We start from the raw sequence: 14,852 nt of genomic DNA on the forward strand, positions 1-14,852 counted from the left end.
CGGCTTCGCTGGTGGAAGTGGCCAGCCTTATGCGGCCCGCAGGTGTAGCGGCGAGGTGCCCGCGTCCTTGCCGGTGGAAGCGGTCGGCGCCGCACGGCTTCGCCGGTGGAAGTGGCCAGCCCTATGCGGCCCACAGGTGAAGTGGCGAGGTGTCCGCGTCTTTGCCGGTGGAAGCGGTCGGCGCCGCACGGCTTCGCCGGTGGAAGTGGCCAGCCTTATGCGGCCCGCAGGTGTAGCGGCGAGCTGCCCGTGGCCCCGCCGGTGAAGCGGCCGGTCCCACACAGCCCTGCCCGTGAAAGACGGCCGTCAGAACCCCGGCCCGCCGGCGCGGTCCCCGGCGGCAGCCAGCCGCCCCCACAGCAGGTCCGCAAGGCTCCGTACCAACTCGGCCCGCGAGCAAGGTCGTTCGCCCATCCACCAGTCGCCGGCCGCGTGCATCATGCCGACGATTCCGTGCCCCCACACCCGGGCGAGCTGCTGACTGTCGGGTCCGAGATCCACGCGCTCCTCGATGACCTCGGCGAGCTCCTCGCCCATACGGCGCAGCAGCGGCAGGGAGTGCTTGCTCACGTCGAACCCGGGGTCGCCCGGCTGGCCGCCCTCGGTGGGATGCATCAGGAACCGGTAGACCTGGGGGTGCGCCTCGATGGCCGCCAAGTAGGTGTCGAGCGTGGCCTCGACGCGCTCGCGGCGCTCGGCCGGCGCGTCGAGTGCGGCGCGCAGCGATCCGAGGAGGGCGTCCGTGTGCCGCTTGGCGAGGGCGGCGTAGAGTCCGCCCTTGTCGCCGAAGTGGCGGTAGAGGATCGGCTTGGTGATGCCCGCCTCGGCGGCGATGGCGTTCATCGAGGCTCCGGGGCCGTCACGCAGAACCACTCTGTCCGCGGCCTCCAGCAGCTCGCGCCGACGGCGGTCGGCGGACCTCTGCTGATCGGTCCGCTGTGTGGTGTCCATGGTCTCTCCCCACCCGTGCTGATTCGGTGACGCCTGCGCAAACTAACACTCAATGGCGCATGTGTATCGAACGGGCTGCCGAGCGGGGCTCGGGAGTTGACTTTTCCTACTGGTCGGTAACAGACTCCAGTTACCGCAAGTAACACTTTAGCGCATTATTGGAGGGACCATGGCCGAGTTCACGATGGAACTCAACGACGACCAGAAGGAGGTGCGGGACTGGATCCACGGGTTCGCCGCCGATGTGATCCGGCCCGCCGCCGCCGAATGGGACGAGCGTGAAGAGACCCCGTGGCCGGTCATCCAGGAGGCCGCGAAGGTCGGCATCTACTCCCTGGACTTCTACGCGCAGCAGTACTTCGACCCCACCGGGCTCGGCATCCCGATGGCCATGGAGGAGCTGTTCTGGGGCGACGCGGGCATAGCCCTGTCGATCGTCGGCACCGGCCTCGCCGCCGTGGGCGTCCTCGCCAACGGCACCGAGGAGCAGATCGGCACCTGGATCCCCCAGATGTACGGCGACGCCAACGACGTCAAGGTCGCCGCCTTCTGCTCCTCCGAGCCCGACGCCGGCTCCGACGTGGCCTCCATGCGCACCCGTGCCGTCTACGACGAGGCCAAGGACGAGTGGGTCCTCAACGGCACCAAGACCTGGGCGACCAACGGCGGCATAGCCAACGTCCACGTCGTGGTCGCGGTCGTCGACTCCGAGCTCGGCTCCAAGGGCCACGCCTCCTTCATCGTCCCGGCGGGCACCCCTGGCCTGTCCCAGGGCCAGAAGTTCAAGAAGCACGGCATCCGCGCCTCGCACACCGCCGAGGTCGTCCTGGAGAACGCCCGTGTCCCCGGCTCCTGCCTCCTCGGCGGCAAGGAGAAGCTGGACGAGCGTCTCGCCCGCGCCCGTGAGCGCGCCAAGTCCGGCGGCGAGCGCGTGAAGAACGCGGCGATGGCCACGTTCGAGGCGTCCCGTCCGGCTGTCGCCGCGATGGCGGTGGGCACCGCGCGGGCCGCGTACGAGGTCGCCCTCGAATACGCGATGACGCGCGAGCAGTTCGGGCGAGCGATCATCGACAACCAGGGCGTCGCCTTCCAGCTCGCCGACATGCGGACGTCGATCGACGCGGCGCGCCTGCTGACGTGGCGCGCCTCCTGGATGGCGGTCAACGGCAAGCCCTTCACCGCCGCAGAGGGCTCGATGTCGAAGCTCTTCGCCAGTGAGACCGCGAAGAAGGTCACCGGGCAGGCGATCCAGATCCTCGGCGGCAACGGCTACACCCGGGAGTACCCGGTCGAGCGCATGCACCGCGACGCCGCCATCTACACGATCTTCGAAGGCACGAGTGAGATCCAGCGGCTCGTGATCGCGCGCACCCTGTCGGGGATGCCGATCCGCTGAGCCTGCCGGAAGCCCTCCTCACCGGTGTTTCAGAGGTGTCAGCTGCTCGATGTCGTACCTCGCCCGGAGTGCCTCGATCGCCGCGCAGTCCGGTGGGCCGCCCGTGCCCAGGATCTCCAGCAGCTCGTCGAAGTACCGCTCGTGGTCCGGCGGCGGTGACGCCTGGAAGAACATCTTCGCGGGTGTCTCGGTGGGGTTGGAGAAGGCGTGCGGACATCCCGGGGGTACGACAATGACCGTGCCCGGGGTCGCCCGTACCACGCGGGTGCCCGAACTCGACTCCCACCGCTGCCAGTTGTCGGGCGTGCGCACCCGCGGCTCGAACGCGAGGACGTCCAGCTCGCCTTCGAGGACGTAGAACAACTCCTCGCTGCGCGTGTGCACATGGGCGCCCACGTCGAAGCCAGGAGGCACCACGACCTCGAAGGTCGACGCCATCCGCGAGTGCGAGCCGGTGACCTTGAACGTCACATGCTGGGCCGGCGTCTGCACGACCCGGCCGTGACCGGGCGGTACGAGCAGCCCCTCGGACGCTGTCATCCGCCGCTCACCACGTCACGGGCAGGGCCTCGGGTCCACGGATCAACGCGCCCTTCCTGAAGGGGACCTGCTCCGGCGGTACCGCGAGCCGCAGCCCCGGCACCCGGTCAAGGAGCGCGTCGACCATCAGCTCGGACTCCAGCCTGGCGAGCATTCCGCCCGGGCAGTAGTGCGGGCCGAAGCCGAACGACACATGCGGGTTCGGGTTGCGCGAGAAGTCGATCATCTCGGGGTCCGGGAAGACCTTCGGGTCGCGGTTGGCGGCCAGGTACGACACGTACACCGCGTCGCCCTCCCGGATCCGTACGCCGCTGATCTCGACGTCCTCCATGGCGATCCGGGAGAGGCCGACGGCGCTGCGGTGCGGGATGTAGCGCAGCAGCTCGTCGATGGCCTGGGGGCGGATCGCCGGATCGGCGCGGAGCTGGTCGGCCAGCTTGGGGCGGGTCATCAGGATGTAGAACATCTGCCCGCTGTTGTTGGTGACCGCCTCGCCGCCGATCTGGAGGAGCACCGCGAGACCGACGGCCTCGTCCATGGTGATCTCTTCCCGGCCCACGGCCGCGCCGAGCAGCGAACCGACGTCCTCGCCCGTGCTTCCGGCACGCTCGCCGATGAGCTTCGTGAAGTACGCGCCCATCTCGTTCTTGGCCTTCTCGCTGACCTCGGCGCCGTGCGAGGAGGACAGGATCAGCCCGGTCCAGGTGTGCATGAGGTGCCGGTCGGTGGCCGGGACGCCCATCAGCTCGCAGATGACGGCGATGGGGAAGGGGCTCAGGATCGACTCGGTGAGATCGGCGGACGGACCGGCATCCAGCATTTCGTCGACGAGTTCGTCGAGCATCCGCCGGGCACTGTCGCGCAGCCGCTCCACTCCGCGCGCCGTGAAGGCCGCGGCCACCGAGCGGCGCAGCCGCGTGTGGTCGGGCGGGTCGAGGAAGCCCACCGCGCCCGCGGAGGGGATGAAGTGCGGGGCGAGCCGGGTGACCTGCCGCCCCATGACGGCCTCACGGCTGAAGCGGGCGTCGTTCGTCACCATGCGGACGTCGTCGTGCCGTGTCACCAGCCAGGCCCAGCCGTCGCCGTTGGGCAGCTGGATCCGGGTGACCGGGCCCTCGCGCATCAGCTCGGTCAGGACCGGGTCGAAGTCCACGCCGGTCAGATTGAGCGCCGGCCAGTGGCGTACGGGCGGCAGGGGCTCGGTGATCGTCTTCTCGGTCATCCGGGTCACGTCGTTTCGGTGTTTGTGTTGTTCCCGTTGTTCCAGCGGCCAAGGGACATCTCCGCGGTGATACCGGGGCCGAAGCCCGCCAGCATTCCGCGCGCAGCGTGCTCCGCGCCGCCTTCGTCGAACAGTCGGCGCAGCGCGTCCAGGACGACGGCGCTGGCGATGTTCCCGTACTCGGTGAGGGTCGCCCGGCTGAACCGGAAGGCCTCCGGCGGGACCTCAAGGAACTTGCTGAGGTCGTCCAGGATCCTCGGGCCGCCCGCGTGGATGATGTAGAAGTCCAGGTCGGAGGCGTTCCAGCCGTGCTGGCGCGCGAGGTTGTGGAGCGCCGGGGCGAGCGGCTCCATCGTGGCCGGCACCCGCTTGTCCAGCAGGAAGTGGAAGCCGGTGGCGCGGACGTCGTACATGATCCAGTCCTCGGTCTTGGGGATCAGGTACGAGGCGTTGCGCTCCAGGGTGATGCCCGTGCCGCCCTTGCCGCGGACGACCGCGGCGGCGATGCCGTCGCCGAACAGCCCGTTGCAGAGCAGCGAGCCGACGCCCAGGTCGGTGGGCTGGTAGCAGAGCGAGCAGAACTCGCAGGCGACGATGAGTGCGTTGGCCTCGGGGTAGGCCGTGCAGAAGTCGTGCGCCCGGTTGACCGCGGCGCCGCCCGCCGCGCAGCCCAGCTGGGCTATGGGTATCTGCCGGGTGTCGCTGCTGAAGTCCATCGCGTTGATCAGCCAGGCCGTGAGCGAGGGCATCATGAACCCGGTGCACGACACGTAGATGATCACGTCGATGTCGGTGGTGAGGAGCTCGGCGTCGTCCAGCGCCCGCTGTACGACGGCGGGGACGCGGGCCTTCGCCTCGTTGCCGTAGACCCTGTTGCGGTCCTCGAAGCCCGGGTGCTTGAGGGTTTCCTCGATGGGCTGCACGATGTGCCGGGTACGAACGCCGGTGTTCTCGATCAGCCGCAGGGCGAGCGGGAGTTGGGGGTGGTCGGCGTGACGGGAGCGTGCCAGCTCCAGCGTCTCCTCCATTGTGATCACGTACTCGGGGACTGAGACCGCGGGTCTGCACAAAGTCGCCATGAGGAAGCGCCTACTTTCGCCTTCCGGGGAACCGTTCGTCCCCCGGCGGAAGGGTGGTTCACCCACGATCACCCGGCAGGGCGCGGATATCTCGTCGGATTACTCCAGATCGGGGACAAGCCTCCATGAGTGGGACCCTGGTCGAAGGAGCTCAAAGACCGTCGAACCGAAGGGACGCACGATGACACGGACGGCCACTGACCTGCGGAAAAGCGCCACCGAGAAACTCGCCCCCGACCCCCACGCCAACCGCCTGCTGCCGCTGATCGCCCGAGGCGCGGCGCAGCGCTCCACACTCGCCGCCCTCGCCCTCGAACAGCGCCATGTGATCGCCGCGGACCGCCGCGCGTTCCTGCATCTGGCGCAACGGCCGGACGCCGGGCCCGAGAGCGCCGCCTTCTTCGCCGCGCTCGCGGAGGGCGAGGCGCTGGCCCAGGACAGGCTGGGCGCGTACGCCGCCGCGTGCGGGGCCGACGAGACACGGGCCGCCGCGTACGAGCCGCTCGCGGACTGCCAGGCCTATCCCGCCTATGTCGCCTGGCTGGCACTCAACGGCTCACCGGCCGACGTGGTGCTCGCGCTGAGCGCCAACTTCGCGGCGTGGGGCGGCTATTGCGCGAGGATCGCGGAGGCCCTGCGCGGCCACTACGGCTTCGACGACGAGGCCTGTGGCTTCTTCGACTTCTTCGCCGGGCCCGCACCGGAGCTGGAGCGCCTGGCGCTGTCCGCCGTACAGGCCGGGCTGGACGCGGGACGGGTCGACGAGGACGAGGTGCTCCGGTACGGCCGCCTGCTGCAGGGCTGCGAGGAGAAGTTCTGGCACGCCCTGTGGGAGCTCGACGTGCGAGCGGGCTGACGCGTCGTCAACTGGTGCCGTGTCGATGCGGGGTGGTCAGTCGGACGTCGTCCCGCTGCTGTGCGCGATGCAGGCCACGTCGATGCGGTCGGCGAGCTTGGCGAGTTCGATCGTGAGCGCCGCCACCGTGTCCTCGTCGAGGCCGTCCTGGCCCGCCTCCACCAGATGCAGCCATCGGCCGCCCACCGTGCGCAGCAGTTTGCTGACGTCGGCGGCCGCCACCTGCAACGTGCCGCGGTCGTCGACGATCAGAGGCAGGGTCACTTCGCGGTTCACAGAGGGGATCGTAACCGCGGAACGCTCACGCTCCGTGCCATACGGTGGTGATGTTGCAGAACTCGCGGATTCCGTGCCCCGAGAGTTCACGCCCGTAGCCGGACCGCTTCACTCCGCCGAACGGGAACGCGGGGTGGGACGCCGTCATCCCGTTGACGAACACGCCACCCGCCTCCAGATCACGGACGAACCGGTCCACCTCGGTCTCGTCGCGCGTCCACACATTCGAACTCAGCCCGAAGGGCGTGTCGTTGGCGAGGGCCACCGCCTCGTCCAGGTCGGCCACGCGGTAGAGCGTTGCCACGGGCCCGAAGGTCTCCTCCTGGTGGATGCGCATCTCGGGCGTGATGTCGGTGAGGATCGTCGGCGTGTAGTACCAGCCGGGTCCCTCGGGGCGTTCCGCGCCGCACAGGACCGTCGCGCCGGCCTCGACCGCGTCGTCGACCAGTTTCTCCAGGTCGCTGCGGCCCTGCTCGGTGGAGACCGGCCCGACGTCGGTGTCCTCGTCGAGCGGGTCACCGACCTTCAGGGCCTTCATGCCCGCCGTGAAGCGCTCGGCGAAGGCCTCGAACACGTCCGTGTGCACGATGAACCGCTTGGCGGCGATGCACGACTGCCCGTTGTTCTGCACACGTGCCGTCACCGCGGTCTTCGCGGCCCGGTCGATGTCGGCCGACGGCATGACGACATAGGGATCGCTGCCGCCCAGCTCCAGCACCGTCTTCTTGACCTCGTCCCCGGCGACGGCGGCCACCGCACGCCCTGCCGGTTCACTCCCGGTGAGTGTGGCCGCCTTGACGCGCGGGTCGCGCAGGATGTCCTCGACGGCGCTTGAGCCGATGAGCAGCGTGTGGAAACAGCCCTCGGGGAAGCCCGCGCGCAGGAAGAGATCCTCCAGGTAGAGGGCGGTCTGCGGCACGTTCGAGGCGTGCTTGAGCAGGCCCACGTTGCCCGCCATCAGTGCGGGTGCGGCGAACCGGACGACCTGCCAGAGCGGGAAGTTCCACGGCATGACGGCGAGCACCGGGCCCAGCGGGCGGTAGCGCACGATCACCCGGGAGGCCCCGGAGTCCTTGGCGTCGGACTCGGCGGGCTCCTCGTCGGCGAGAAGTTCCTCGGCGTGGTCGGCGTACCAGTGCATCGCCTTCGCGCATTTCGCGGCCTCCGCGCGGGCCTGCCTGACCGGCTTGCCCATCTCGGTGGTCATCACCCGGCCGATGTCCTGCTGGTCCGCGTCGAGCAGGTCGGCGGCCTTGTGGAGCAGGCGCGCCCGCTCGGCGAAGGACGTGGTGCGATGCACACGAAACGCGGCCTCGGCGGTCGCGAGCCTGCGCTCGATCTCCTCTGCGCCGAGGGCCTCGTACGTCTTGAGCGTCTCGCCGTTCGCCGGGTTCACCGTCGCGATGGGCATGCCGACCTCCTGAAGCTGGCTGTTCTTCGACCCTCCCGCGCGGCGGGGTGCGGCGCAACGTGGAGGGCTCACCGGCGGCCGGTGCGGACACCGGCCCTCACCCCGTGTGCTCCGCCAGCCGGTCAAGAAACTCCGCCTGGGCCTTCACGATCAGCGCCCCGGCCCGGTCCAGGCCGAGCCACTCCACCCGGTCCAGCTCGGGGAACTCCTGCCGGCGGCCCGACTTCGGCGGCCACTCCATCTCGAAGGTGCCGGGGACCACCGTCGCCGGGTCGAGGTCGGCCTCGATCGCCCAGGCGGTGACGACCTTGCCGCCGGTCTGCCGGACCTCGCCGAGCGGCACGGCCTCGCCGTCGGGCGGCGGCAGCCCCAGCTCCTCCTGGAACTCGCGGCGCGCGGCCTCCCAGGCGGTCTCGTCGGGCTCGTACTCGCCCTTGGGTACGGTCCAGGCGCCGGCGTTCCGCCGCGCGAAGAAGGGGCCGCCCATATGGCCGAGCAACACCTCAAGGCCGTGGTCCGTGTGCCGGAACAACAGCAGTCCCGCGCTGCGCCTGCCGGTACTCACCGGGTCACCTCGGGATGCGCGGCGAGCAGCGTCTCGACCGTGTCGGCCTCGGCCGGGGTCTTGTCCTCGCGGTAGCGCACCACGCGGGCGAAGCGGAGGGTCACGCCGGCCGGGTAGCGGGTGGACTTCTGCAGACCGTCGTACGCGATCTCGACGACGAGTTCCGGTCGTACGGTCACGACGTGGCCGTTGTCCTCGACCGCCAGCTCCCTCAGACGCTCTGTCTGCCAGGTCAGCATCGCGTCGGTCATGCCTTTGAAGGTCTTGCCCAGCATGGCGAAGGACCCGTCCTCGTTCCGCGCGCCCAGATGCAGGTTGGACAGCTTCCCGGTGCGCCGCCCGTGGCCCCACTCGGCCGCGAGAACCACCAGGTCAAGGGTGTGTACGGGTTTGACCTTGAGCCAGGAGGCACCGCGCCGGCCCGCGCTGTAGGGGGCGTCCAGGGCCTTGCATACGACGCCCTCGTGGCCACGGGCGAGGGTGTCCACGAGAAACTTCTCCGCCGCGGCGAGGTCATCGGGACCTGCCACGAGTGTGCGCCGCACCCGCATCGGCTCGGGCACCAGCCGCGCCAGCTCCGCGTGGCGCTCGGTGAACGGCAGGTCCAGCAGATCGTGCCCGTCCACGGACAGCGCGTCGAAGAAGACGGGGGAGACGGGCACCGCGGCGGCGGCTGTGGCCACGTCCACGCGCGAGCCCACCCGCCCGGCGATCTCCTGGAAGGACCGCGGCACCCCGTCCTCGTCCAGGGCGATGACCTCGCCGTCCAGGATGAACCTGGTCTGCTTCAACTCAAGCGCGGCCGTGGTGAGTTCGGGCAGGCGGTCGGTGATGTCGTCGAGGGTGCGGGTGTAGACCCGTACGTCGTCGCCGTCGCGGTGTACCTGCACACGGATGCCGTCGAGCTTCTCCTCGACCGCGCAGGCGCCGAGCTTGCCGACCGCCTCGGACACCGAAGCGGCGGTGTGCGCCAGCATCGGCAGCACCGGGCGGCCGACGGTGAGCCGGAAGCCGTCCAGCGCCGCCGGGCCGTCGGAGAGCAGCGCCTGCGCCACCGTCTGCAGTGATCCGGCGAGCATCACCGCCCGTCGTACGTCCGCGGCGGGCGCGCCGGTCGCCTGCGCGAGCCCCTCGACCGCCACCGCGTCCAGCGCGCCCTGCCGCACCTCGCCGGTGAGCAGTCCGAACAGGAAGCGCTGCTCGTCCTCGGTGGCCGCCGCCATCAACTCGCCCACCAGGCGCCCGCGTTCGGCCTGCGATCCGGCACCGGAGACACCGCCGAGTTCGGTGAGCCGGGCGTCCACCTCGCGGACGGTCAGGGTCGCTTCCGGCGCGGGGGAGACGGGCGTACTGAGGACCTTCCAGCCGATGCCGAGCCGTCCCTGCGGCAGGCGGCCCGCCAGATACGGGATCACGATCGGCACGTCGTCCGCCTCGGCGTCCCGGAAGAGCTCGGCGAGCAGAGCGGTCTTCCGGGAGCGCGCCGAGGTCGCGGCGACCTCCTGGGACACGTGGGCGAGCCGGCTCAGCAGCATGCAGCCATGGTGCTACGGGGGCGACCAATACACACCCGCACGGCTGCTCTACGCCCGGCTGCTCTACACCCGCGCGGTCGCGTCGAGGTCCCTGAAGAGCAGGTCGCCGTTGATCGTGGCGCCCGCTCGGTAGCCGGCGCTCGCAGCGTTGACGACCTGTTCCGCGAACCCCATCGCATTGCCGGCCGCCCAAACGCCGGGGACCGTCGTCCGCCCGGTCTCGTCGACCACGGGATACGCGCCGAACGGGGTTTCCCGCAGCTCTGCGCCCAGTCGCTCCAGCAGACCGGTGCGCGGGACCGCGCGGGGCGCGACGAACACCACCGAGCGGGCGTGAACCGTGCCGTCCGCGAGCCTCACCCCGGTGAGCCGGTCGTCGTCGATGACGAGCTCCGCGACCTCGCCGGGCACCACGGAGACCCCGGCCGCGGCGAGCCGACGTAGGTCGTCGTCGGTCAGTTCGGCCTCGGCGACCGTGTGCAGGAACAGGGTCACGTCCTTCGACCACTGGCTGACCATCAGCGCCTGGTGCACGCTCATCGGGGTGGTGGCCAGCACCCCGAAGGCCTGGTCGCGGACCTCCCAGCCGTGGCAGTACGGACAGTGCACGACGTCCCGCCCGAACCGCTCGGTGACACCCGGAACCGACGGCAGCTCGTCGGCCAGGCCGGTGGCGACGACCAGCCGTCGCGCGTGCACGGTCCGCCCCTCCGCCAGGACCACGTCGAACTCCCCGGCTTCGTCCCGGACCACGTCCACCACACGGCCCGCGACCAGTTCCACGCCGTACCGCTCGATCTCCCGCCGGCCCTCGGCGAGGAACTCCCCGGGCGGCATGCCGTCCCGCGTCAGATAGCCCTGCATGTGCGCTGCGGGTGCGTTGCGCGGCTCGCCCGCGTCGACGACCAGGGTGGAGCGCCGGGCGCGCCCCAGGACGAGCGCGGCCGACAGTCCTGCCGCGCCGCCGCCGATGACGATCGCTTCGTACCTCTCGGTCATGGTGACCACCTCCATGGAGAAGGTCCCTCGAAGGTGACAGTATTGACAAATGGCTTTGCTGATTCTGCAATAAGAGGATGAGTGACACGGGCATGAGTGAGATGGGCGCGAACGAGGACTTGCAGACGGGTGAGGTGCTGGCCGAGGTCGGGCCGCGGCTGCGGCGGATCCGGAAGGAGCGGGGGGCGACGCTCGCGGGGCTGTCCGAGGTGACCGGCATCTCCGTGAGCACGCTCTCGCGGCTGGAGTCCGGGCTGCGCAAGCCCAGCCTGGAGCTGTTGCTGCCCATCGCCCGAGCCCATCAGGTGGCGCTGGACGAGCTGGTCGGCGCGCCACCGGTGAGTGATCCGAGGGTCCGCTCCAAGGCGATCGTGCAGCACGGTCGTACGTACTGGCCGCTCACCAGGCAGCCCGGCGGGCTCCAGGCGTTCAAGGTGCTCGAACCCGTTCGCAGGATGGAGCCCGACCCACGGACCCATGAGGGCTACGAGTGGCTGTACGTGCTCTCCGGGCGGCTGCGGCTCGTGCTCGGCGAGCACGACGTCGTACTCGGTCCGGGGGAGGCGGCGGAGTTCGACACCCGGGTACCGCACTGGTTCGGGTCGACGGGCGAGGGGCCCGTGGAGTTCCTGAGTCTGTTCGGTCCGCAGGGGGAGCGGATGCATGTCAGGGCGCGGCCCAGCCGGTCGTGATGCACGCGACTGTTCCCTGATTGGCAAGCGACCGCTTAGTATGTGAGGGACCCCGGTCAGACGAAGAAGTCCGTGGAGGCTCCGCATGCAGGCATGGCAAGTGCACCAGAACGGCGAGCCGGGCGAGGTGATGCGCCTCGAAGGCGTGGAGCGGCCGGTGCCCGCCGAGGGCCAGGTCCTGCTCAAGGTGCGCGCGGCGAACATCAACTTCCCGGACGCGCTGATGTGCCGCGGTCACTACCAGGTCAGGCCGCCGCTGCCGTTCACGCCCGGTGTGGAGATCTGCGGCGAGACGCAGGACGGCCGTCGCGTACTCGCCAACCCCGCGCTTCCGTACGGCGGTTTCGCCGAGTACGCCGTCGCGGATGCCGCCGCCCTGCTGCCCGCGCCCGAGGCCCTCGACGACGCCGAGTCGGCGGCTCTGCACATCGGCTACCAGACGGGCTGGTTCGGTCTGCACCGGCGTGCCGGCCTTGAAGCGGGCGAGACCCTCCTCGTGCACGCGGCGGCCGGCGGCGTCGGCAGCGCCGCCGTACAGCTCGGCAAGGCCGCCGGCGCCACGGTCATCGGCGTCGTCGGCGGGGCCGACAAGGCCGCCGTCGCCCGCGAGCTGGGATGCGACGTCGTCATCGACCGGCGCGCCGAGGACGTCATCGGCGCCGTGAAGGACGCGACCGGCGGCCGGGGCGCCGACGTGGTCTACGACCCCGTCGGTGGCGAGGCCTACGTCCAGTCCACCAAGGTCGTGGCCTTCGAGGGCCGGATCGTCGTCGTGGGCTTTGCGAGCGGCAGCATTCCGAGCCCGGCGCTGAACCACGCCCTCGTGAAGAACTACTCGATCCTCGGCCTGCACTGGGGCCTCTACAACACCAAGAACCCGAAGCTCGTCCAGCAGTGCAACGAGCGGCTCACCGAGCTCGCCGCGCAGGGTGCGATCAAGCCGCTGGTGAGCGAGCGCGTGCCGCTCGGCGGCGCCGCGGCGGCCGTGCAGCGGGTCGCCGACGGGGTCACGACGGGCCGCGTCGTCGTGGTCCCCGCGCTCGGGAACGGAGCAGTCGCATGACCGACGCCGCCGAACTGCGCCTTCTTACACAGGAGTTGCTGACCGCACATCCGCCGCTCTCGACGGACCGGCTGGACTTCCTCAGGGCCCGCTTCGACGCGGGACTCGCCTGGGTGCACTACCCCGAGGGGCTCGGCGGACTCGGTGCCTCGCGCACACTCCAGGCCGTCGTGGACGCCGAGTTGGAGGCCGCGGGCGCGCCCGACAACGACCCCCGGCGTATCGGTATCGGCCTCGGCATGGCCGCGCCGACGATCCTCGGGTACGGCACGGAGGAGCAGAAGAGGCGTTTCCTGCGCCCGCTCTGGGTCGGGGAGGAGGTCTGGTGCCAGCTCTTCAGCGAGCCGGGCGCCGGTTCGGACCTCGCCGCGCTCGGCACCCGGGCCGTCCGTGAGGGCGACAGCTGGGTGGTCAACGGGCAGAAGGTGTGGACGTCCAGCGCCCACCTGGCCCGCTGGGCGATCCTCATCGCCCGCACCGACCCGGACCTGCCCAAACACCGCGGCATCACGTACTTCATCTGCGACATGACCGACCCGGGCGTCGAGGTCCGGCCGCTGCGCCAGATCACCGGCGAGGCCGAGTTCAACGAGGTCTTCCTCACCGACGTACGCATCCCGGACGCACACCGCCTCGGCGAGGTCGGCGACGGCTGGCGGGTCGCGCAGACCACGCTCATGAACGAACGCGTCTCCATCGGCGGCATGCGCATCCCGCGCGAGGGCGGCATGATCGGGCCGGTCTCCAGGACCTGGCGCGAACGCCCCGAACTGCGCACCCACGACCTCCACCAGCGGCTGCTGAAGCTGTGGGTCGAGGCCGAGGTCGCCCGCCTCACCGGCGAGCGGGTGCGCCAGCAGCTCGTCGCGGGGCAGCCCGGCCCCGAGGGCTCCGGGCTGAAGCTCGCCTTCGCCCACCTCAACCAGGAGATCAGCGGCCTGGAGGTCGAACTCCTCGGTGAGGAAGGCCTGTTGTACGACGACTGGACCATGCGCCGACCCGAGCTGGTCGACTTCACCGGCCGCGACGCCGGATACCGCTACCTCCGCTCCAAGGGCAACAGCATCGAGGGCGGGACCAGCGAGGTCCTGCTCAACATCGTCGCCGAACGCGTGCTGGGCCTGCCCTCCGAGCCGCGCACCGACAAGGACGTCGCATGGAAGGACCTGGCGCGATGAGCGACTTGCTGTACTCGGAGGAGGAAGAGGCGCTGCGGGCCGCCGTTCGCGACCTCCTTGCGGACCGCTGCGACGCGGCGAGCGTCATCGCGCGCACGGAGTCCGACGCGCTGCACGACCGTGACCTGTGGAAGGCGCTCTCCGACGGGATGGGCCTCACCGGTCTCCTGGTGCCCGAATCGCAGGGCGGCCAGGGCGCCACGCACCGCGAAGTCGCCGTGGTCCTGGAGGAGTTGGGCCGCGCGGTCGCGCCCGTGCCGTATCTGACCAGTGCCGTCGTCGCCACGGAGGCGCTGCTCACCTGCGAGGGCAAGGAGGTCGCGGAGCTGCTGGGGGCGCTGGCGTCCGGACGGACTGTGGGTGCGCTCTCCGTCGCTCTGTCCGTGCCGCCCGGCGGCGCCTACAAGGTCGTACGGCATGAAAACGGCGCTCTGCACGGGGAGTTGACCGGCATCGCCGACGCGGCCATCGCCGACGTGCTGTTGGTGCCCGCGGACGACGGCGGGCTGTACGCGGTCGACGCTTCCGCCGTGACCGTCACTGCGCAGGTGTCCCTGGACCTGACCCGGCCGGTGGCGAAGGTGACCCTCGACGGGGCGTCCGGGCGTCTGCTGGGGGATGCCGAACCCGCTGTGCAACGCGCCCTGCGCGCCGGTGCCGGACTGCTCGTGTCCGAGCAACTCGGCCTGGCCGACTGGTGCTTGACGGAGACGGTCCGCTACCTGAAGGAGCGCAAGCAGTTCAACCGGCCCGTCGGCGGCTTCCAGGCACTCAAGCACCGGCTCGCGCAACTGTGGCTGGAAGTCGTCAACACCCGTGCCGCCGCCCGGAACGCCGCCGACGCGCTCGCCACCGGCAGCGAGGACCTCGACGTGGCGGTCGCCCTCGCTCAGGCCTACGCGGCGCCCGTCGCCGTCCATGCCGCGGAGGAGGCCGTCCAACTGCACGGCGGCATCGGCATGACCTGGGAGCACCCCGTCCACCTCCACCTCAAGCGCGCCAAGGCGGACTCTCTCGCGTACGGCACGGCGGGGGCACACCGCCAGGCGCTGGCGGGGCTGGTCGACCTTCAGGCGCCCTGACCGAAGC

General features: G+C 70.6%; 15 protein-coding genes. 6 read left to right on the forward strand and 9 right to left on the reverse strand.

The genetic code is table 11. The features are described from left to right. Window positions 1-306: 306 nt before the first annotated feature. Window positions 307-951, reverse strand: coding sequence for a TetR family transcriptional regulator (locus tag ACFWP7_RS08575; RefSeq protein ID WP_384378090.1), 645 nt, complete (start codon window positions 949-951; stop codon window positions 307-309). A 169-nt stretch (window positions 952-1,120) separates the two neighbouring features. Between ACFWP7_RS08575 and ACFWP7_RS08580 the strand changes: the two genes are divergently transcribed. Then, a complete protein-coding gene (locus ACFWP7_RS08580) occupies window positions 1,121-2,347 on the forward strand; it encodes an acyl-CoA dehydrogenase family protein (protein ID WP_384378093.1) in 1,227 nt (408 codons plus the stop codon). Window positions 2,348-2,365: 18 nt separating this feature from the next. Here ACFWP7_RS08580 and ACFWP7_RS08585 read toward each other — a convergent pair whose 3' ends face one another. Genes ACFWP7_RS08585 through ACFWP7_RS08595 form a run of 3 tightly spaced genes read right to left on the reverse strand, consistent with a single transcriptional unit; the run spans window position 2,366 to window position 5,188 of the window. Then, a complete protein-coding gene (locus tag ACFWP7_RS08585) occupies window positions 2,366-2,887 on the reverse strand; it encodes a cupin domain-containing protein (RefSeq protein WP_384378096.1) in 522 nt (173 codons plus the stop codon). A gap of 7 nt (window positions 2,888-2,894) precedes the next feature. After that, a complete protein-coding gene (locus tag ACFWP7_RS08590) occupies window positions 2,895-4,109 on the reverse strand; it encodes a cytochrome P450 (protein WP_384378099.1) in 1,215 nt (404 codons plus the stop codon). 5 nt (window positions 4,110-4,114) lie between these two features. Then, entirely contained in the window at window positions 4,115-5,188 is a 1,074-nt protein-coding gene (locus ACFWP7_RS08595; RefSeq protein ID WP_384378102.1) for a type III polyketide synthase, read from the reverse strand. A 181-nt stretch (window positions 5,189-5,369) separates the two neighbouring features. On the opposite strand from ACFWP7_RS08595, the gene ACFWP7_RS08600 reads away from it, so the two are divergent. After that, complete coding sequence (locus ACFWP7_RS08600) at window positions 5,370-6,044, forward strand: transcriptional regulator (RefSeq protein WP_384378105.1); 675 nt, start codon at window positions 5,370-5,372, stop codon at window positions 6,042-6,044. Between the two features lie 36 nt (window positions 6,045-6,080). Here ACFWP7_RS08600 and ACFWP7_RS08605 read toward each other — a convergent pair whose 3' ends face one another. The 5 genes from ACFWP7_RS08605 to ACFWP7_RS08625 all read right to left on the reverse strand — a co-directional run bounded on the left by ACFWP7_RS08605 (window position 6,081) and on the right by ACFWP7_RS08625 (window position 10,830). Further along, a complete protein-coding gene (locus ACFWP7_RS08605) occupies window positions 6,081-6,320 on the reverse strand; it encodes a DUF6213 family protein (protein WP_266468554.1) in 240 nt (79 codons plus the stop codon). A gap of 25 nt (window positions 6,321-6,345) precedes the next feature. After that, window positions 6,346-7,731: an NADP-dependent succinic semialdehyde dehydrogenase gene (locus ACFWP7_RS08610; RefSeq protein WP_384378108.1), complete on the reverse strand. Its 1,386-nt coding sequence runs from the start codon at window positions 7,729-7,731 to the stop codon at window positions 6,346-6,348. Between the two features lie 97 nt (window positions 7,732-7,828). Beyond that, complete coding sequence (locus ACFWP7_RS08615; RefSeq protein WP_384378111.1) at window positions 7,829-8,296, reverse strand: NUDIX domain-containing protein; 468 nt, start codon at window positions 8,294-8,296, stop codon at window positions 7,829-7,831. Continuing rightward, entirely contained in the window at window positions 8,293-9,831 is a 1,539-nt protein-coding gene (locus ACFWP7_RS08620; protein ID WP_384378114.1) for an ATP-dependent DNA ligase, read from the reverse strand. The genes ACFWP7_RS08615 and ACFWP7_RS08620 overlap by 4 nt, the downstream gene beginning before the upstream one ends. A 63-nt stretch (window positions 9,832-9,894) precedes the next feature. After that, the gene (locus ACFWP7_RS08625) at window positions 9,895-10,830 is read right to left on the reverse strand and encodes an NAD(P)/FAD-dependent oxidoreductase (RefSeq protein ID WP_384378117.1); all 936 of its coding nucleotides are present in this window, start codon (window positions 10,828-10,830) and stop codon (window positions 9,895-9,897) included. Window positions 10,831-10,907: 77 nt separating this feature from the next. Between ACFWP7_RS08625 and ACFWP7_RS08630 the strand changes: the two genes are divergently transcribed. The 4 genes from ACFWP7_RS08630 (at window position 10,908) to ACFWP7_RS08645 (ending at window position 14,845) form a co-directional block, all read left to right on the forward strand. Beyond that, the gene (locus ACFWP7_RS08630; protein ID WP_384378120.1) at window positions 10,908-11,522 is read left to right on the forward strand and encodes a helix-turn-helix domain-containing protein; all 615 of its coding nucleotides are present in this window, start codon (window positions 10,908-10,910) and stop codon (window positions 11,520-11,522) included. Between the two features lie 85 nt (window positions 11,523-11,607). After that, on the forward strand, window positions 11,608-12,585 hold the full coding sequence (locus ACFWP7_RS08635; protein WP_384378123.1) for an NADPH:quinone oxidoreductase family protein: 978 nt from the start codon (window positions 11,608-11,610) through the stop codon (window positions 12,583-12,585). After that, window positions 12,582-13,763, forward strand: coding sequence for an acyl-CoA dehydrogenase family protein (locus ACFWP7_RS08640; protein ID WP_384378126.1), 1,182 nt, complete (start codon window positions 12,582-12,584; stop codon window positions 13,761-13,763). Before ACFWP7_RS08635 ends, ACFWP7_RS08640 begins: the two co-directional genes overlap by 4 nt. After that, window positions 13,760-14,845 carry an acyl-CoA dehydrogenase family protein gene (locus ACFWP7_RS08645; protein ID WP_384378129.1) on the forward strand — a complete coding sequence of 362 codons (1,086 nt, stop codon included), beginning with the start codon at window positions 13,760-13,762 and terminating at the stop codon, window positions 14,843-14,845. The genes ACFWP7_RS08640 and ACFWP7_RS08645 overlap by 4 nt, the downstream gene beginning before the upstream one ends. Window positions 14,846-14,852: the final 7 nt, after the last annotated feature.

This window comes from Streptomyces sp. NPDC058470, from assembly GCF_042721055.1.
In the GTDB taxonomy this organism is placed as follows: Bacteria; Actinomycetota; Actinomycetes; order Streptomycetales; family Streptomycetaceae; genus Streptomyces.

Coding starts and splice junctions, on each gene's coding strand:
- ACFWP7_RS08600 (WP_384378105.1), top strand. CDS start 5,370: ATGACACGGACGGCCACTGACCTGCGGAAAAGCGCCACCGAGAAACTC.
- ACFWP7_RS08635 (WP_384378123.1), top strand. CDS start 11,608: ATGCAGGCATGGCAAGTGCACCAGAACGGCGAGCCGGGCGAGGTGATG.
- ACFWP7_RS08620 (WP_384378114.1), bottom strand. CDS start 9,831: ATGCTGCTGAGCCGGCTCGCCCACGTGTCCCAGGAGGTCGCCGCGACC.
- ACFWP7_RS08645 (WP_384378129.1), top strand. CDS start 13,760: ATGAGCGACTTGCTGTACTCGGAGGAGGAAGAGGCGCTGCGGGCCGCC.
- ACFWP7_RS08625 (WP_384378117.1), bottom strand. CDS start 10,830: ATGACCGAGAGGTACGAAGCGATCGTCATCGGCGGCGGCGCGGCAGGA.
- ACFWP7_RS08630 (WP_384378120.1), top strand. CDS start 10,908: ATGAGTGACACGGGCATGAGTGAGATGGGCGCGAACGAGGACTTGCAG.
- ACFWP7_RS08610 (WP_384378108.1), bottom strand. CDS start 7,731: ATGCCCATCGCGACGGTGAACCCGGCGAACGGCGAGACGCTCAAGACG.
- ACFWP7_RS08585 (WP_384378096.1), bottom strand. CDS start 2,887: ATGACAGCGTCCGAGGGGCTGCTCGTACCGCCCGGTCACGGCCGGGTC.
- ACFWP7_RS08640 (WP_384378126.1), top strand. CDS start 12,582: ATGACCGACGCCGCCGAACTGCGCCTTCTTACACAGGAGTTGCTGACC.
- ACFWP7_RS08590 (WP_384378099.1), bottom strand. CDS start 4,109: ATGACCGAGAAGACGATCACCGAGCCCCTGCCGCCCGTACGCCACTGG.
- ACFWP7_RS08595 (WP_384378102.1), bottom strand. CDS start 5,188: ATGGCGACTTTGTGCAGACCCGCGGTCTCAGTCCCCGAGTACGTGATC.
- ACFWP7_RS08580 (WP_384378093.1), top strand. CDS start 1,121: ATGGCCGAGTTCACGATGGAACTCAACGACGACCAGAAGGAGGTGCGG.
- ACFWP7_RS08575 (WP_384378090.1), bottom strand. CDS start 951: ATGGACACCACACAGCGGACCGATCAGCAGAGGTCCGCCGACCGCCGT.